This window comes from Pseudomonas sp. PB101 (assembly GCF_009764265.1).
GTDB lineage: Bacteria > Pseudomonadota > Gammaproteobacteria > Pseudomonadales > Pseudomonadaceae > Aquipseudomonas.
In genome coordinates this window covers 1-18,410 of sequence record NZ_RWIR01000010.1, presented here as the reverse complement: position 1 = coordinate 18,410, position 18,410 = coordinate 1, and the positions used below count along the sequence as shown (strand labels likewise).

Here is an 18,410-nt window from a genome sequence, read left to right as displayed (position 1 = left end):
GGTTCGAGACTCAAATTATAGAGTCCGCTCCTGGCCCAGAGTGTGTAAAAACACCTTCGCGAACCCTTGCTATGATTTCTGAGGATTTCATCGCAGGGATCGCCCATGAAGCGCTTTATCCAAGGTGAACATCGAGGCCAAGGCACCTTACTTCCCGAGAGCCTCGACGACTACGTCAGCGATACCAATCCGGTGCGCGTAGTCGACGTTTTTGTCGACGAACTCAACCTGGTTTCCTTGGGTTTTGAGGGTGCTATTCCGGCTGACACAGGCCGTCCCGCTTACCACCCCGCGATCCTGTTGAAGATATACATCTACGGCTATCTCAACCGCATCCAGTCGAGCCGACGCCTGGAGCGAGAAGCTCAACGCAACGTCGAGCTAATGTGGTTGACCGGGCGTTTGATGCCGGATTTCAAGACCATCGCCAACTTCCGAAAAGACAACAGCAAGGCCATTCGAGGCGTCTGTCGCCAGTTCGTTGTGCTCTGTCAGCAGTTGGGACTGTTCGGAGAAAATCTGGTCGCCATCGATGGCAGTAAATTCAAAGCAGTCAACAACCGCGACCGCAATTTCACCAGCGCCAAACTGAAGCGGCGAATGGAAGAAATTGAATCGAACATCAACCGTTACCTGACAGCACTCGATGCTGCCGATCGGCAAGAGCCAACAGCCTCCGAGCCCAGCGCCGTGCGGCTGGAGGAGAAAATTGCCAAGCTGAAGACGCAAATGAAAGAGCTTAAAGCGATCGAAATCCAGCTCAACGAATCGCCGGATAAACAGGTCTCACTGACGGATCCAGACGCCCGCTCCATGATGACGCGCGGCACGGGAATTGTCGGCTACAACGTGCAAACAGCGGTCGACACCCAGAACCATTTGATCGTTGCTCATGAGGTCACCAACTTCGGTTCCGACCGAGATCAACTCAGCTCGATGGCGAAGCAGGCTCGCGATGCCATGGCGTCCGAAACGCTGGCGGTGGTAGCTGACCGAGGTTACTTCAAGAGTGAAGAAATCCTTGCCTGTCACGACGCGGACATCACTGCCTACGTGCCAAAGCCGATGACTTCAAGCGCCAAGGCGGATGGTCGATTCAACAAAGATGCGTTCGTTTATGACGCGACGAAAAACGAATACATCTGCCCGGCTGGAGAGGCGCTGCCTTGGCGCTTCTCCAGTATTGAGAAAGGCATGAATATGCACTGTTATTGGAGTTCGAAATGCCAGGGTTGCGCGCTGAAAACGCAGTGCACGCCGAGCAAAAATCGTCGAGTAAGGCGCTGGGAACATGAAGCGGTGCTGGAGGAAATGCAGCGTCGGTTGAACGATGCACCGGACATGATGCGAATCCGAAAAAGGACAGTTGAGCATCCCTTCGGGACGCTCAAACAATGGATGGGCTCAACGCATTTCCTGACGCGCAAACTGATTGGGGTAAGCGCTGAGATGAGTCTGAATGTACTCGCCTACAACATGAAGCGAGTTATGAGCATTATCGGTACAGCAAGCTTGCTGAAGGCGATGGCGGTGTAAAGTCTCGGTTTTCTCTGCCCCAGAAGGCGCTCAACCGCTACATAACCGCTTTGGAAGGTCAGTAATGCTTATCACGGAAAACGCTTGGGCAATCGCATCGCCCAGGAACGCCTGAATGACGCACTCGATATACGAAGGCGTTTTTACACACTCTGGGCCGAATGCTGCCTGCCGCGAAGGGCAACAACCAACTCATTGACGCTCAAGAGTCGCGCCGAATGGTAGCGAAGCCGCCATAATTAGCTGAAATGTATCCATTACAATTTTTTGAATGTATTGGTTGTTCGATCTTACGATTAGCCTCAAGACTTCTCTGGCGCGAGGCTCACCATGCACATTGCCATTCTTACCTTCGAAGGTTTCAACGAACTCGATTCGCTCATTTCCTTTGGCGTTCTCAACCGAGTTCAACAGCCTGGTTGGCGAGTATCTATCGCCAGCCCCACGGATAAGGTGCTGTCGATGAACGGCTTGAGGATTGAGGCGCAGGTATCAATAGAGGACGCCTGCGACGCAGATGCAGTGCTGGTGGGTAGTGGGCGATTAACGCGCGATGTCGTCGCAGACGATGCACTAATGTCTAGACTGAAACTCGATCCGGCTCGCCAACTTCTGGGCGCCCAATGCTCGGGCACACTCATACTTGCAAAGCTCGGTTTTCTGGACGATGTTCCGGCTTGCACGGATCTGATCACCAAGCCATGGGTTGAAGAGGCCGGTGTTGCGGTACTCAATCAGCCATTCGTAGCCAAGGGCAATGTCGCAACCGCTGGCGGTTGCCTGGCGTCGCAGTATCTGGCCGCCTGGTTCATTTCCCGTCTAGCGGGTGTAGAGGCTGCGCGCAGGGCGCTTCATTACATTGCCCCGGTGGGGGAGAAGGATTTGTATATAGAGCGTGCGATGACGAACATTTCTCGGTTTCTTTAAGCCGAGCTACTGCTGCTAATGCATGTGAGAAATTCAGTCTCGTCCAGTAATCAGGTCGTGTACTCAGACTCACCTTATAGACGACCGCTTACGAGATACTTAATTTATCTCCGGGTTTTCTGCATTCTGGGCAAACGCATGGGGGCACTGGCTTAATAAGCGGCCTCCGCGCTATCACCTTAACAATCAACCTTAATACTCCCAGTCCAATCAGCCACAACCCGGCGGGCGTCGCGGCGTACCGCCTGTGGAGGTACGCCGAAACCTCGGATGAAGGCTTCCCGCATGTGGCGGCGATCACGAAAGCCGGATTCGCTGGCGATGACATCAAGGGAGAATCGGCTCTGCTCAATCATCAAGCGGGCGGCCTCCAGGCGCAGTCCTTCGATGGCTTTGGCTGGGGGGTGTCCGGTTTCGGCAGTGAAAACACGGGTGAACTGGCGAGGGCTCAGGTGCGCCACGTCGGCCAGTTCCTCGACCCCGAGCGGTCGGTTCAGGTTCTGCCGTGCATAGTTCAAAGCGCTTTGGATGCGGTCGGACTTGGGCGCGAGGCCAAGCATTTCCGAATGCTGTGACTGGCCGCCGGATCGGTGCTGGTGCATCACCAGTTTGTGCGCAACCGAGCGGGCAATATCGGCCCCCAGATCCTTCTCCACAATTCCGACAGCAAGATCCAGTCCTGCCGTCATGCCCGCTGAAGTCCAGATGGGGCCGTCGATGATATAGATGCGGTCGACCTCGACGGTGATCTCGGGATGTAACTTCTGCAGGATCTGGGCGTAGGCCCAGTGGGTCGTGGCTCGCCGCCCGGCCAGCAAGCCCGCCTCAGCGAGGATGAAGCCTCCCGTACAGATGCCGACGGTGCGCCGCGCCTGGCTGCCGGCCTGACGTACGAAATCGAGCACAGTGGAGCTCGTATCAACTTTTAAAGGATCGTTGACCCCGACAACGATCCAGGTATCGGCCAGCCGTGGTGCCTGAAGCGGCCGCGTTTCCAAGGCAAGTCCCAGCGAAGAACGCACCATGCCGCCGTCCGGTGAGTAATTCTCGACGCTGTAAAAAGGCTCTTCAGCGACCTGATTGGCGAACTCGAAAACGGTTTGGGTCGCCAGGGAGAGCACCTGAAAGCCATCGGTGAGCAAATAGCCGATGCGATGCATGGTTTATTCTCGGTTGTCCTGAATCACTACCTTATACGTCATTTGAGATATCGCCAAGCCGCCGCATTCTGCTCTCCAGTTCTTCCCATAACACTGGAGATTCGAAATGACTCAACCCCGTCTCGGTACCGCCATGATCACAGGTGCTTCGTCCGGAATAGGTGCCATTTATGCTGAGCGCCTGGCCCGCCGTGGTCATGACCTGATTCTGGTCGCGAGAAATCGTGACCGCCTGACTGCCTTGGCAAAACGCCTGAGTGAAGAAACCGACCGCCACATTGAGATCGTGGTCGCCGACCTGTCTGACAGAGCCGACCTGGCACGGGTCGAAGAGCGGCTCAGGATAGACGCAAACATTTGCCTGCTCGTGAACAATGCCGGGGTTGGAGCAACGCAGCCCCTGCTGGAGTCGAACATCGACAAACTCGAAGAGTTGCTTACGCTCAACGTGAACGTGCTGACGCGATTGACTTATGCGGTCGTTCCAGGCTTCGTCGCCCGTGGTGGCGGCATGCTGATAAACATCGCCTCGATTGTTGCCATCGCCCCGGAAGTGCTGAACGGTGTTTACGGCGGCTCCAAGGCATTCGTCCTCGCGTTCAGCCAATCTTTGCGTCACGAACTGGCGGACAAAAATGTCAGAGTCCAGGTGGTACTGCCCGGCGCGACGGCCACGGAGTTCTGGAGCGTGGCCGGAACACCACTGGAGCACCTGCCGGAGAGCATTGTGATGAGAGCGGACAATATGGTGGACGCTGCACTGTCCGGGCTCGATCAAGGCGAGTTCGTCACCATCCCGGCACTGCCGGAGATAGCCGACTTGAATGCCTACGAGGCGGCACGTCAGAAGCTGATGCCCAATTTGTCGCTCAGTGCGCCAGCTGCGCGCTATCGCAACTGATGCTTGAGGCAGGTACTGAAGTAAAAGAGTGCGGGCTCGTTGGCGAGCCCGCACTCCTATGTAGATACATCGACCGACCGCTCCTGGCCGTTTTCTGCCGGTCGCGAAAGGCAGAAAACGACCCGCTGGTACCATTCATTCATCCCTGAGCCTGTCTCGTGCCATACGCAATATCTCTGCGTAGTTGAAAGTACTCGACCTGACTTTGTGTGTTATTTATTCGGTCTACTGTGGGCGAACGCCGTCGTAGGCGTCCTGAAGCAACTGGCGGATGGCCTGCGCTTCGATGGGTCTCGGATTCCAGTAAGGGTTGGACAGTGCGATGTCGGTGGCGCGATCCAGGTCCGCCTCGGTCAGGCCAAGATCCTTGAGCCGGGTTGGCGCACCCAGTGAACTGGAAAGATCGAACAATGCCGCGGCGGGGCTGCAATGGTCGACGCCCAGCGCTCGGTTGATCCGTGACAGTGCAGGCGCGGCGGGCAGATTGTAGGCGATGGCGTGGGGCAGCACGATGGTGTGGGTTTGCGCATGGGGCAGATTGAAGCTACCGCCCAAGGTGTGGCACAGCTTGTGATGCAGCGCCATACCCACATTGCCCAATACCGTACCGCATAGCCAGGCACCGTAGAGGCAATCGCCCCGCGCGTCGAGATCAGCCGGGTTTTGGCTGATTTTTTTCATGCCTTCGGCTAAAGCGCGAATCCCTTCTTCGGCCATCAACGACATCACCGGGTTGCCATCCTGGGCATACAGGCCTTCCGCCGCGTGGGCGATGGCGTTCATGCCGCTGGTGATGGACATCTCCAAGGGCAGGCTGACACTGAGTTCAGGATCATAAATGACGGTTTTTGGAAGTACGCGCGGGTCCTTGCCAGTGCGCTTGAGACCGTTTTCAGTCAGACCGTAAACCGGTGTCATTTCGGACCCGGCGTAAGTGGTCGGGATTGCCAGAATCGGCAGGCCCGAATCCATGGCAATAGCCTTGCCCAGGCCAGTGGTCGAGCCACCGCCGATGGCGATGGCGCAATCGGCACCCAGTTTGTTCGCCACTTCACGGGCTTGGCGGGCGGTTTCGATGGGCACATGCATGACGGCCTTGTCGAAAATATCGGCGGCGCGATTGCCCAGCAATTGCGCGATGTGCTCAGCCTGGGAGCGTTGTTCCGGGGTGCAGAGCACCAGTGCCCGTTTGGCGCCCAACCGATCGATTTCCGCTTCCAGTTGTTGCAGCGAGCCCTTGCCGAAAATGACGCGCGACGGCTGACCGTTATAGATGAAGGGTAGGGTGGACATGGGGCGATTCTCCGGGGGCGGTTAGAGCGCTGAAGGCTTTGCCATGGGCGTGGGTTGATAGGCAAACAATTGCCATTGCATGCCGGTCTTGAGCCAGACCGTCAGCGTGCGGTTGTGAATGGTTTTGTCGATGCCGTGGGACGTGATGTCGGCTGACATTTCACCAAAGGCGAGGGCGGCATTGCCTGACATACGAACTTCATCAAGCCTGTGATCGATACGGTGATAAACGTAGAGACCTTCACGGCATTTGTTCAGATAGCTGTCCAGTCTGTCCTTGACCCCATTGGAATGGACATAGGTCAACTCGGGATGCGACAGGCGTTCGAAGGTTTGCAAGTCACCTTGGCGCATGGACAGGTAACGTTCTTCTTCAAGTGCACTGATGACCGCGGTAATGGACGGTTCGTCTTGCATGATTTCCTCGCTGTGCGATTTAACGTTTGGTCAGGACAAAATCGAACGCGAGGGTCTGGAACGATTCGCGGCTCAAAGTGCCGTCGGGTGCCTGTCCGGGTTCGCGGGTAATCCACTCGGCAATCAGGGAGGAACGCACGCCGAATACCGCATCGGAATCCAGATACGGGTCGCCTTCGCGAAAAACCTGGGTAGTCAGGCGTTGATAGTCGGGCGCACTGATGGTGAATTGCAGGTGCGCGGGGCGCCATGCGTGGCGGTTGAGCAACGTGAGCATCTGGCCGACAGGACCGTCGTCGAGGATGGGCTGGCAGTCAGGCGCGACGGTCCAGAAATGGTACTCGCCGGCCTGATTGGCTTGAATCAGCGCCGGGTTGCAGTCATCGGCACCGCTGCCGCCGGCGGTACAGATCTGCAGGGTGGCACCTGGAATGACGTTGCCTTTGGCATCGTGAATCACGCCGCGGACATGACACTTGGGCCCGGCAAGGCCGGCGCTAATGTCAGCGCCCAAATCGAAGATCCTGGCGTTCTGCGCCTGCGACACATCAAAGGTTGTCGGCTCGGTGCACCCCTTGGGGCTCTTGTGGTTTTGTGCCAGCACCAATGTCGACAGCCCAAGGGTATGGGAAAGCAGCACGAATTCCTGCCGATCCGCTGAACTCAGCTGGCCCGCTTGGGCGAGAAAGTCCATGCCACGCTGCCACTCTTGTTCGGTCAGTTTGGTGTCGCGGGCAAACGCATGCAGGTGTTGCACGAGACTGGTCATGATTTCGCACAGCCGCGCATCCGTGGTGCCACTGTTACGCGCCAGAACGGCTTGAGTGATCGAGGCTTCGTCCAGATTACGCATCGTGACTCCGGGATTTTTTGGTTTTTTGTGCCCTGTCGGCCCGTCGCGGATACGCCGCCAACGGCTCTGTTCAGGCTATAGCGCTGCACGTTATAGTTCCGAGCAACGCAAAAAAAGACCGATAAAGAAAATCTTTATTTCATATATGAAAAAGTAAAAGCGGAGCACTCAATGGATCGGTTAACCGAACTGGAGCTTTTCGTCACGACGGCGGAAGTGGGTACCTTGAGCAAAGCGGCGGAACTGCTCGGCTTGTCGAACGCCGCTGCCAGTCGACACTTGGTTGCACTGGAGCAACGACTCAACGTCCGGTTGATCGATCGCAATACCCGCCGCCTGGCGCTGACCCATTCCGGTCATCAGTTCTATACCAGCTGCAAAAGCCTGCTCGGTGAGTTGAAGGAAGCCGAGGCTTCGCTGACCGAATCACTGGTACAGCCGGTCGGCACCTTGACGATCACCTCGTCCATTTCGTTTTGCATGCTGCATATCGCGCCGCTGATACCGGCGTTTCGCAAGAAATACCCGCACATCAACGTCAAGCTCCTGGGCGAGAATCGCTATTTCGACATCATCGACAGCGAAATAGACCTGGCGATCAGGACCAAGGAATACGAGCCTGACTCCAACATCACCATTCGCCGCCTGGCCGAAACGCGCAGGGTGCTGGCCGCTTCACCGGGTTACCTGCAGCGCATGGGCACGCCGAAAACCATCGAAGATCTGGCCAAACATGACGTACTGATCTACAGCCATGCCAACCAGCCCCGGGTCATGCGTTTCACCAAAGGCGACGAAGAGGTCGCGATCAAGGTCGACCCTATGCTGGAGACCAACGATGGGCAGATCGTCCGGGCAGCGGCCCTGGCCGGTGGCGGCATCCTGGTGCAGCCCAAGTACATCATCAACGCCGATCTGGTGGCGGGACGCCTGATCCCGGTTCTGGATGACTGGGACTTGCCGCGCCTGACGATCAATATGGCGTTCCAGAGCCGACGCTACATGCCCACCAAACTGCGTGTGTTCATCGATTTTCTGCTCGCGGATTTTGCCGAGCATGAATACGAGCGTTTCTGGACGCGTTGATACCGCGTCCCGCACCCATCCCCCCAGTCGCGCGTCCGCGCGACTTCGCTGCCGGAATTCGCAGTTTTCCACTTGGCGGAAAACACATTTGCCGTTAGGGCGTTTGTTTTCCGATTCAATGGCAGTAGTCTCAATTCCACTGAGAGCACACATAACTTCAAAAAAGGTTGACCTCATGTCTAACAGTCAAACTGTCGGTGCTTCGTCGAAGATTCTCTGGCGAATTGCAGCCATCACCACCATGGGGTCATTGGGATTCGGGTATGACACTGGCGTCATTTCCGGAGCGCTGCCCTTCATGTCACTGGATGCCAGTCAAGGCGGCCTCGGTCTGACCCCGGTCTCGGAAGGTCTGGTGGCATCCTCACTGATCTTTGGCGGCGCCGTCGGTGCGCTGTTCGCCGGGCAATTGTCCGACCGTTATGGTCGTCTCGGTGTGCTCAAGGCCTTGGCCCTGCTGTTTGCACTGGGCGCCCTGGGCACCGCGCTGGCGCCGGATATATGGTCCATGGTCGTTACGCGTTTCATTCTCGGCATCGCCGTTGGCGGTGCATCTTCCACCGTTCCCGTATTGATTGCAGAACTGGCGGCCCCTAAGCATCGCGGCCGGCTGGTGTGCCAAAGCGAACTGATGATTGTCTCAGGGCAATGCCTGGCTTATGTCGCCAGTGCCGGGTTGGCGCACCTGTTCGACAGCCCGACGATCTGGCGCTACATGCTGGCCATCGCCTTGATCCCGGCGGCGCTGCTCTATGTCGGCATGCATTTCGTCCCCACCTCGCCGCGCTGGCTGGTCAGCAAAGGCCGCGTTGCAGAAGCCAAGACGGTACTGGCCGGCATCCGTGATACGCAGCACGAAGCGGACCGCGAGCTGAAGGAGATCATCTCCCAATGCAAAGTCGAAGCGCGCCAGGCCAGCGTGCTCGCCACGCTCAACGAACCCTGGCTGCTCAAGCTGCTCGCCATTGGTATCGGTCTTGGCTTCGTCATCCAGTTCACCGGCGTCAATGCGTTCATGTACTACACGCCGATGATTCTCAAAGAGACCGGCATGGGCATCAACGCCGCCCTGATCGCGACCATCGGCAATGGTGTGGTCTCGGTGATCGCCACGTTGATTGGCATGTGGGTGATCAACCGCATGGGCCGCCGCTCAATGCTGTTGCTGGGGCTGACCGTGGTGGTGCTGGCGCAGATCTTCCTCGGTGTGGTGCTCAACTTCATGCCGCACTCGCTGATGCAAAGCTACCTGGCGTTGTCCGGCGTGCTGGTGTTCCTGTTCTTCATGCAGATGTGCATTGGCCCGGTTTACTGGCTGCTGATGTCGGAACTGTTCCCGACCCATGCACGCGGTTTGATGAATGGCATTTCGGTGAGCGTGTTCTGGATTTTCAACGCCATCGTTGCCTTCGTCTTCCCGGTGTTGCTGAGCGTGCTGGGCGGTATGACTTTCTTCCTGTTCGCCGTGGTGAACATCGGCTCGATCGTCTTCTGCACGTTGTGGTTACCGGAAACCAAGGGCCTGACCCTGGAAGAAATCGAGCAGCAAATGAAGCAACGTTTCAATGGCCGCAAATGGCGTGCTGTCGACGCTCAAGCTTATTGAGAACGACCAGCGTCTGCCGGCAGTCCAAATATCAAGAGCCTGCCGGCCTTCAAGAACAATGAAACAGGGATCAAAAGTCATGACTGCTCATCTGGATACCGACATCGCCATCGGCGGCCTTTTCGAAGAGGAACACTCCGCCGAGATCGTCAATGCCCGCAACTCGACCAACGCCAATCCGCGCCTGGTGGCGATCATGTCGGTACTGACCCGGCATCTGCATGCCGCGATCAAGGAAATCGAACCGACCCATGATGAGTGGTTCAAGGCTATAGAGTTCCTGACCCAGACCGGTCAGATGTGCACCGACTGGCGCCAGGAATACATTCTGCTGTCGGACGTGCTGGGCGCGACCATGCTGGTGGATGCGATCAACCACCGGCGGCCGAAGGGCGCCACGCCGAACACGATCCTTGGGCCTTTCTACGTAGCCGATGCACCGCGCTACGAGAACGGCGCGAACATCTGTCTGGACGGCAAGGGCGAGCCGACGCTGATCAGCGGCCGGGTGCTCGACATTGCGGGTAACCCGATTGCCGGCGCGACCCTGGACATCTGGCAAACCAACGACGACGGCTTCTACGACGTGCAGCAAAAAGGCGTACAGCCGGATTACAACCTGCGCGGTCTGTTCACCACCGATGCCGATGGCTACTACGCGTTCCGTACCGTCAAGCCGCGCCATTACCCGATTCCTGCCGATGGCCCCGTAGGCAAGTTGCTGGGTGATTTGGGCCGGCACCCCAACCGCGCCGCGCATTTGCATTTCATTGTGACCGCCGAAGGGTACGACCAGGTCATCACTCACATCTTCACCCCCGATTGCCCATACCTGCATGAGGACACGGTGTTCGGCGTGAAGAAAGAACTGATCGCCGAGTTCACCACCCAAACCGATCCGCAATTGGCGCTTCGTTATGACTTGCAGGTGCCGTTCCTGGCGGTGAATTGGGACTTTGTCCTGACCCAGGCCTGAATCATCAACATCTGTTAGCGACCGTCCTGAAACCACTCACTCATAAGTGATCGTCATGCCAAACAAAAATATTGAACTGCTTGCTGCCTACTGGACCCTCGCTGGCGACACCTATCCCGGAGCTCCCAGCGAGATCAGCCCATTTTCCCTGCAAGCGCGTGCGCAGGCAGCGTCGAAAGCCGGCTGGCGCGGCATGGGGCTGGTGCATGCCGACATCCTGCACAACGTTGAAAAGCTGGGTATTTCCACCGTACGCAATATCTTTCAGGACAACGGCATCAAGCACCTGGAAGTCGAGTTCCTGACCGACTGGCACCTGGATGGCGAACGCCGCGCGGCGTCGGACAAGGTCCGCGACGAACTGCTGGAAGTCGCTGGCGAGCTCGGCGCACGCAGCCTCAAGGTAGCGGCCGGTTTGTTCGAAGACGGGCTGCCCGACATCGCCCGCATGCGTGACACCTTCGCGCTGTTGTGCGATCGAGCTCAACCTTTCGGCACCAATGTGGTGATCGAATTCCTGCCGTTTTCCAGCGTGAATACCATCGATCTTGCCATCGCCGTGGCCGAAGGCGTGCGCCCCAACGGCGGTCTGCTGGTAGACACCTGGCACGTAGCGCGTGGCGGCATGAGCTTCGATGAAATCGCCAAAATTCCACTGGAGTTGATCAAGTCCATCGAACTCGATGACGCCAACCACGCGATCGTCGAAACCCTGTTCAACGACTCCACGCATTACCGCAAATGCTGCGGCGAGGGCCAGTTGGACGTGCCGGACTTCATCCAGCAAGTGGTCAATGTCGGCTACGACGGCCCCTGGGGTGTGGAACTGATCTCCGCTGAACTGCGCAAGCTGCCGCTGGATGTGGTGGCCAAGAGAACCTTTGAAACCACCATCGCGCAATTCGAAGGGATCAAATTCCCGAAGTGATGCGCCGGACTAACACGCAAGTTTTGCTCGTACATAACCACGAACAATAGAGTTTTCAGGAGAGAGACAATGGTAGGTATCGCAGTTCTCGGCGCCGGTCGCATCGGCAAGATTCACGCAGCCAACGTTGCGGCCAGCCCGTTCGCGAAACTGGTGGTGGTGGCTGACCCATTCGGCAGTGCTGCTGAGCAATTGGCCGGTGCACTCGGCGCTGACGCCATGACCGACTGCGAAGCAGCGATCGATCGCGACGACGTCCAGGCCATCGTCATCGGCACCCCGACCCACACTCATATCAGCCTGATGCTGCGTGCCGTGCGCCAGGGTAAGGCGGTGCTGTGCGAGAAGCCCATCGATCTGGACATGGCCAAGAGCTTAGCCGCGGTGGAAGAAGTGGAGCGCCTCAACGGTCGGGTGATGCTGGCGTTCAACCGCCGCTTCGAGACCACCTTCGCAGAAATGCGCGCGGCGATTGAAGCCGGTGATATCGGCGAAGTGCGTCAGGTGATCATCAGCAGCCGCGATCCTGGTCTAGCGCCGGAAGACTACATAGAACATTCGGGTGGCATCTTCCGCGATATGACCATCCACGACCTAGACATCGGCCGCTGGCTGCTCGGCGAGGAGCCGGTAGAACTGACTGCCATTGGCAGCCGTCTGATCGACCCGCAAATGATGGAAAAGTATGACGACTACGACACGGCGATGGTGCAGATGCAGACCGCATCCGGCAAACAGTGCCACATCAATAACTGCCGTCAGGCGGTCTACGGATACGACCAGCGCATTGAAGTGTTTGGCTCCAAAGGCATGCTGCAAATGGACAACCTGCGTCCGACCACCATCCGTCGCTGGAGCCAGGACGTTACCGACGCTCGCGAGCCGTTGCTGAACTTCTTCCTTGAGCGTTATCAGCAAGCCTACAAGGCCGAACTGGATGCCTACATCGATGCACTGGTCAAAGGTAGCCCAATGCCGACCACCGTACAGGACGGCCTCAAGGCCCTGAAGCTGGCCGATGCCGCCGTCGAATCAGTCAAAACCGGGCGCGCAGTCCGGCTCTGAGCTTGAACGGTCATTCGCCATTTCGGACAAGAACATCAGGAGAACAACATGTCCTACAAGCTTGAGAGTGGCGCCACCATCGGTGTGGCCTGTCTGGGGATCACTCACCCGCACACGTCGGGCCGCGTCAAAGCGTTCAAACGCATACCCGGCGCGCAGTTCCTCGGTGCCTTTGACGACAGCCCATTACTGGAACCGTTCTGCGATGCATTGGGTTTGCAGGCGCGCAGCAAGGAAGAAATCCTCGCCGACCCGAATGTACACGTCGTACTGGTACACCCTAAAAGCTACCTGATGGCCGACTGGGCCATCGAAGCCCTGGAAGCTGGCAAGGCGGTGCTTTGCGAAAAACCGGCGGGTCGCGGCACCATCGATACCACGCGTATCGTCGAAGCGGTTGAGCGCACCGGCGGGTTGTTCCAGGTGGGCTATTGCTGGCGCTACGCGCCGTCGGTGGAGAAGATGCAGCAAGTGCTGCAGAGCGGAGAAATCGGCAAGGTCCTGCAAGTGCGCGCCCATGCCGGTTGCTCCCACGATGAAGCCGACACCAACCACATGAAGCAACCGGGCGACCGCGGTGGCGCCTTCTACGTGATTGGCTGCCACACCATCGATCGTTTGCTGCTGCACTTTGGCATGCCCAAATCGGTCAACGCGCGGATCACCAAATTCGCCGGGCAGATGAGCGATTCGGCGCGCGAAGACGCGGTGGGCGCAGTGCTCAACTACGATGACAAGTTAATCACCATCGACTTCATGTCCTGGGACCCGATGCCCTGGACCGAAAGCTGGGACATTACCGCCTACGGTACCCATGGCGTCATGCATTCCACGCCGATGCCGGCGTCGTACAAGCTGTACCACGATGGCAAGAATGGCCATCAGCAAGGCTGGACGCACTGGAACGAAAACAGCTTCCCGGAGATCTGGGCCGTGCGCAAAACGGTTTATTCCCCGGAAATCGCCGAGATCGGCAACCCGGTGTATTTCGACCGCGAAGCTGCAGCCTTCGTCCAGTCGTTGCGTACCGGCAGTCCTTCGACTGTGCCGGCCACCCAGGCGCACAATATCAACGTGATTCTCGAAGCGCTGTTCGAGTCCGCTGAATTGAACGGCCAGGAAGTCATCCTGGCCAAGTAATCGGCTACACGCAGTCCCGTTAGCGAATACCCCGGCCGACTCTGTTTACAGGGTCGGAAGGGGGCCTGCATCCCGAGAAATGCCAACAACAAAAAGAAGAGGACACCATGCACACGATCATCAAGCTTGCCGGCGCATTACTGTTGGGACTGGCCGTCAGTGCCTGCGACAAGAGCGCCACCAGCACCAAAGGCACCATCGGCGTTGCCATGCCCTCGAAAACCGAGGCGCGCTGGGTTTCGGACGGCAGCAGCATCGTCGACTCTTTGAAAAAGCTCGGTTACGACACTGACCTGCAGTACGCCCAGTACGAAGCACCGACCCAGCTGTCGCAAATTGAAAACATGATGGTCAAGGGCATCAAGGGACTGATCGTCGCGCCGATCGACGGCACGACCATGGCTGATGTGCTCAAGCAGGCCAAGGAAAAAGGCATCAAGGTCATTTCCTATGACCGTTTGATCCGCAACACCAAGGACTTCGACTACTACGTCACCTTCGACAACTACCGCACCGGTGTGCTGCAAGGCCAGTCCATTGTAGACAAGTTGCAACTCGCGCAGGGCAAGGGGCCGTTCAACCTGGAAATCTTCGCCGGCTCCACCGACGACAACAACGCCCACGTGGTGTACGCGGGGGTGATGTCGCAGCTCAAGCCATACATCGACAGCGGCAAGTTGGTGATTCGCAGCGGCCAACAAGCGATGGAGAAGGTAGCGACCCCGAACTGGGATGGCGCCCAGGCACAGGCGCGCATGGATAACCTGCTAAGTGCCTTCTATGGAACCGCGCACCTGGACGCCGTGCTGGCGATGAACGACCAGATCGCAACCGGTGTGGTGTCTTCATTGCGCGGTGTGGGTTATGGCTCGGGCAAGGCGGCCATGCCGATTGTCACCGGACAGGATGCCGAGGTGGCCAGCATCAAGTCGATCATTCGCGGCGATCAGTCCTCGACCATCTTCAAGGACACCCGTGCACTGGCTGAAGCCGCTGCGCAGATGATGGACGCCACCTTGAGCGGCAAGACGGTGGTGGTCAATGACTCCACGTCTTACGACAACGGCGTGATGATCGTGCCGACCCAACTGCTTACGCCACAACTGGTCGACGGCAACAACTGGCAGAAAGTTCTGGTGGACGACACCAAGTTCTATACCTCGGAACAGTTGCGCTAAGGCGAACGGCGTACGGTGCGTGCGGGCAGGAGAGAGAACATGACAACAACAATTCTCGACATGCGTGATATCCAGAAGTGCTTCGGTCCGGTGAAGGCGCTCAGCCGGGTCAACCTCAAGGTCGGCGATGGCGAAATCCATGCGATCTGCGGTGAGAACGGTGCCGGCAAATCGACCCTGATGAAGATCCTCAGTGGGGTCTATCCTCATGGCAGCTTCACCGGCGACATTGTCTTCGACGGCAAGCCAAGAACCTTCCAGGGATTGCGTGACAGCGAGGCGCTGGGCATTTGCATCATTCACCAGGAGCTGGCTCTGGTGCCGATGCTCTCGATCACCGAGAACCTGTTTCTCGGCAACGAGATCGCTCGGCATGGCGTCATCGACTGGAACCAGGCGCACCGGCGGGCCCGTGATTTGCTCGCCCGTGTCGGCCTTGATGCAAGCCCCCAGACCTTGGTGGGTAAACTCGGCATCGGCCAGCAGCAGATGGTGGAAATCGCCAAGGCGCTGGCCAAGGACGTGCGCCTGCTGATTCTTGATGAGCCCACCGCCAGCCTCAACGAAAAAGACAGCGATACCTTGCTCAAGCTCATGCTCGAACTCAAGGGACGTGGCATTACCTCGATCATCATCTCGCACAAGCTCAACGAGATTGGCCGTGTGGCTGACGAGATCACGGTGATTCGCGACGGCAGCACTGTCGACGTGATCGACTGCCGCGCCGAACCGATCGACGAAGCTCGGGTTATCCGCTCCATGGTCGGTCGCGAGTTGTCGGATCGTTACCCGTCGCGTGTCAGCGAGATCGGCGAAACGTTGTTCGAGGTCGAAGGCTGGTCGGTGGGTGATCCCGAGCGTCCGGGCCGCGACCGCATACGCAATATCAATTTCCACGTGCGCCGTGGCGAAGTGGTGGGCATTGCCGGGCTGATGGGCTCTGGCCGTACTGAGTTCGCCATGAGTGTGTTTGGCCGCACCTACGGCACCAATATTCGCGGCAAGGCACGTCTCGAAGGAAGGGAAGTTGACCTTGGCACCGTGCGCAAGGCCATCGATCAAGGCCTGGCCTACGCCACGGAAGACCGCAAGGGCGCCGGCCTGGTGTTGGGGGAGAGCATCACTCGCAACACCAGCATGGCCAACCTGGCCGCAGTCTCAAAGCGCTGGGTGATGAACGAACTGGCCGAAACCAAAGTGGCCGTTGACTATCAGGCACGCCTGCGCATCCGAACCCCCAACGTATTGCAGTCGGTGGACAAGCTGTCCGGGGGCAATCAGCAGAAGGTGGTTTTGGGCAAGTGGCTGTTCTCCGATCCCAAGGTGTTGATCCTCGACGAGCCCACCCGTGGCATCGATGTGGGGGCCAAGTACGAGATTTATGGCGTGGTCAATCAGGTGGTCAGTGAAGGCAGGGGAGTCGTGATGATTTCTTCGGAAATGCCGGAGCTGCTCGGTACTTGTGACCGCATCTATGTGATGAACGAAGGGCGTTTTGTCGGCGAGTTTCCGATCGCCGAGGCATCGCAAGAAAAAATCATGCACGCAATCATGAAAAACGAGGTGATCCAGTGAACGAAGTCAGCGTACCTCTCGCATCCAAACCATCAGCGCTCACGTCATTCAAGCGCGGCGCGCGCGAATACGGTCTTCTGGCGTCGTTGATCGTCATCATGGTGTTCTTCCAGGTGGCCACCGGCGGGGCGCTGATGCAGCCGCTGAACCTGACCAACCTGTTGCTGCAAAACAGTTACATCGTGGTCATGGCGTTGGGCATGTTGATGGTGATTGTCTGCGGTCATATCGACTTGTCGGTGGGTTCCGTAGTCGGAGTGATCGGTGCGATTGCCGCCGTGCTTATGGTCCAGTACCGGATGGATTTCTTCACGGTCACCATCATTTGCCTCGCTACTGGCGCGCTGATCGGTGCCGCACAAGGCTACTGGGTAGCGGTCTGGGGCATGCCGTCATTCATCGTCACCCTGGCAGGCATGCTGATCTTTCGAGGCGCGACTATCGCCATCTCGCAAGGCCAGTCTATAGGTCCATTCCCACCGGCCTTCTCTGCGATCAGCTCGGGTTTTATTCCCGATATCTTTGCCAGTGAACACCTGCGCATTACTTCCTTGCTGGTGGGCATCGCCGTCGCAGCTGCGTTCTGGATCGTCGAATACCGTAGTCGCAGACGTACACTCAAGAGCGGTGGCAACGCCGCCCCCATGGCTTTGTTCGCACTGAAAAATGGCGTGATCACGGCGCTCATCGTGTACTTCTGCTACCTGCTCTCGACCTATCGCGGCATCCCCACTGTGCTGGTGATCATGAGCGTGTTGATCGGTGTGTACACCTTCATCATGAACCGCACTGTGATTGGCCGCTGGATCTACGCCGTGGGCGGCAATCTCAAGGCTGCGAAGCTGTCGGGGATCAACACGTCGCGTGTGACCTTCTTTGCTTTCGTCAACATGGGCGTACTCGCGGCGGTGGCCGGGCTGATTTTCGTGGCCCGACTCAACAGCGCTACACCACGTGGGGGCTCAGGCTTTGAGCTGGATGTCATCGCTGCGGTGTTCATCGGCGGCGCCTCGGCGTCTGGTGGGGTAGGCAAGGTTGTCGGCGTGGTGATCGGTGCCTTCATCATGGGTGTGCTGAACAACGGCATGTCGATCATGGGCATCGGCATCGACTATCAGCAGATGATCAAGGGCGCTGTGTTGCTGGCGGCGGTATTTGTGGATGTTTATCAGAAGAGCAAAGTTTGAAATGGCAGGCATGTCCGACAGAGTGGGGAGTCCGCGATGATCAAGCACATCGTGATGTGGAAACTGGAAGGGGAAACGCCTGAAGCGCACAGACAGGCCTGCCTGTTCCTGAAGGAGCGTTTCGAAGGACTCGCCGGGCTGATACCTGGGCTTCTGAAAATCGAGGTAGGCGTAGATTTCAGCCGTATAGACTATGCGTGCGATGTCGTGCTCTACAGTGAGTTCGAAACCCAGGAAGCCCTGGACGCCTACGCTTCCCACCCCGAACATTTGCGGGTGAAAGGGGAGTTGGGTAATTCACGCATTGCGCGGCATCAGGTCGATTATCGGTTGTCGTAAACATCTTAGGTCGCAATGAAGTTGTGGAAGGGGCGCCTCAAAGGTTGCTCCTTCCCGTCCGGTCGGTCTGTTACGACCAGTCGTGGCGCTCTGAAATTCGGTGAGCGTCCGCTTTTGACCCAGGCTGTGTGAAAACGTTTTAGAGCGAGTTTGACCGTCAGGATCGCAACGAAAAACGCGATCCTATGCAAATTTCAGAGCGGCTGGACAACCAAACGCTGGCAGATTTTACGTAGAAACGCG

General features: G+C 57.7%; 17 protein-coding genes. 13 read left to right on the top strand and 4 right to left on the bottom strand.

Annotated elements, in window-relative coordinates; genetic code table 11:
• Positions 1-105 precede the first annotated feature (105 nt).
• Both EI969_RS02960 and EI969_RS02955 read left to right on the top strand, forming a co-directional pair.
• The gene (locus tag EI969_RS02960) at positions 106-1,536 is read left to right on the top strand and encodes an IS1182 family transposase (protein ID WP_160385851.1); all 1,431 of its coding nucleotides are present in this window, start codon (positions 106-108) and stop codon (positions 1,534-1,536) included.
• Positions 1,537-1,866: 330 nt separating this feature from the next.
• Positions 1,867-2,463 (top strand): DJ-1/PfpI family protein, encoded by a 597-nt coding sequence (locus EI969_RS02955; RefSeq protein ID WP_160385850.1) that lies wholly within the window; start codon positions 1,867-1,869, stop codon positions 2,461-2,463.
• A 179-nt stretch (positions 2,464-2,642) separates the two neighbouring features.
• On the opposite strand, the gene EI969_RS02950 is transcribed toward EI969_RS02955, so the two are convergent.
• On the bottom strand, positions 2,643-3,623 hold the full coding sequence (locus tag EI969_RS02950; protein ID WP_160385849.1) for a GlxA family transcriptional regulator: 981 nt from the start codon (positions 3,621-3,623) through the stop codon (positions 2,643-2,645).
• A 106-nt stretch (positions 3,624-3,729) separates the two neighbouring features.
• On the opposite strand from EI969_RS02950, the gene EI969_RS02945 reads away from it, so the two are divergent.
• Complete coding sequence (locus tag EI969_RS02945; protein WP_160385848.1) at positions 3,730-4,524, top strand: SDR family oxidoreductase; 795 nt, start codon at positions 3,730-3,732, stop codon at positions 4,522-4,524.
• Positions 4,525-4,749: 225 nt separating this feature from the next.
• Here the strand turns inward: EI969_RS02945 and EI969_RS02940 are convergent, their stop codons facing one another.
• From EI969_RS02940 to EI969_RS02930, 3 genes are read right to left on the bottom strand one after another with little or no spacing between them, the layout of a single operon-like run.
• Positions 4,750-5,817 (bottom strand): maleylacetate reductase, encoded by a 1,068-nt coding sequence (locus EI969_RS02940; protein WP_160385847.1) that lies wholly within the window; start codon positions 5,815-5,817, stop codon positions 4,750-4,752.
• 21 nt (positions 5,818-5,838) lie between these two features.
• The gene (locus tag EI969_RS02935; RefSeq protein ID WP_160385846.1) at positions 5,839-6,234 is read right to left on the bottom strand and encodes a nuclear transport factor 2 family protein; all 396 of its coding nucleotides are present in this window, start codon (positions 6,232-6,234) and stop codon (positions 5,839-5,841) included.
• Positions 6,235-6,253: 19 nt separating this feature from the next.
• The gene (locus tag EI969_RS02930; protein WP_160385845.1) at positions 6,254-7,087 is read right to left on the bottom strand and encodes a dioxygenase; all 834 of its coding nucleotides are present in this window, start codon (positions 7,085-7,087) and stop codon (positions 6,254-6,256) included.
• Positions 7,088-7,258: 171 nt separating this feature from the next.
• Between EI969_RS02930 and EI969_RS02925 the strand changes: the two genes are divergently transcribed.
• From EI969_RS02925 to EI969_RS02880, 10 genes are all read left to right on the top strand, one after another.
• A complete protein-coding gene (locus tag EI969_RS02925; RefSeq protein WP_160385844.1) occupies positions 7,259-8,173 on the top strand; it encodes a LysR family transcriptional regulator in 915 nt (304 codons plus the stop codon).
• 175 nt (positions 8,174-8,348) lie between these two features.
• Positions 8,349-9,779 carry a sugar porter family MFS transporter gene (locus tag EI969_RS02920; protein ID WP_160385843.1) on the top strand — a complete coding sequence of 477 codons (1,431 nt, stop codon included), beginning with the start codon at positions 8,349-8,351 and terminating at the stop codon, positions 9,777-9,779.
• A gap of 79 nt (positions 9,780-9,858) precedes the next feature.
• Complete coding sequence (locus EI969_RS02915) at positions 9,859-10,755, top strand: intradiol ring-cleavage dioxygenase (RefSeq protein ID WP_160385842.1); 897 nt, start codon at positions 9,859-9,861, stop codon at positions 10,753-10,755.
• A 55-nt stretch (positions 10,756-10,810) separates the two neighbouring features.
• On the top strand, positions 10,811-11,683 hold the full coding sequence (locus EI969_RS02910) for a sugar phosphate isomerase/epimerase (protein WP_160385841.1): 873 nt from the start codon (positions 10,811-10,813) through the stop codon (positions 11,681-11,683).
• 69 nt (positions 11,684-11,752) lie between these two features.
• Positions 11,753-12,748: an inositol 2-dehydrogenase gene (iolG, locus tag EI969_RS02905; protein ID WP_160385840.1), complete on the top strand. Its 996-nt coding sequence runs from the start codon at positions 11,753-11,755 to the stop codon at positions 12,746-12,748.
• Positions 12,749-12,796: 48 nt separating this feature from the next.
• Positions 12,797-13,888 (top strand): Gfo/Idh/MocA family protein, encoded by a 1,092-nt coding sequence (locus tag EI969_RS02900; RefSeq protein ID WP_160385839.1) that lies wholly within the window; start codon positions 12,797-12,799, stop codon positions 13,886-13,888.
• 107 nt (positions 13,889-13,995) lie between these two features.
• A complete protein-coding gene (gene chvE / locus EI969_RS02895) occupies positions 13,996-15,066 on the top strand; it encodes a multiple monosaccharide ABC transporter substrate-binding protein (RefSeq protein WP_160385838.1) in 1,071 nt (356 codons plus the stop codon).
• Between the two features lie 39 nt (positions 15,067-15,105).
• Positions 15,106-16,641 (top strand): multiple monosaccharide ABC transporter ATP-binding protein, encoded by a 1,536-nt coding sequence (gene mmsA, locus EI969_RS02890; RefSeq protein ID WP_160385837.1) that lies wholly within the window; start codon positions 15,106-15,108, stop codon positions 16,639-16,641.
• Complete coding sequence (mmsB, locus tag EI969_RS02885; RefSeq protein ID WP_160385836.1) at positions 16,638-17,828, top strand: multiple monosaccharide ABC transporter permease; 1,191 nt, start codon at positions 16,638-16,640, stop codon at positions 17,826-17,828. Before mmsA ends, mmsB begins: the two co-directional genes overlap by 4 nt.
• A 36-nt stretch (positions 17,829-17,864) precedes the next feature.
• Positions 17,865-18,167, top strand: coding sequence for a Dabb family protein (locus tag EI969_RS02880; RefSeq protein WP_160385835.1), 303 nt, complete (start codon positions 17,865-17,867; stop codon positions 18,165-18,167).
• Positions 18,168-18,410: the final 243 nt, after the last annotated feature.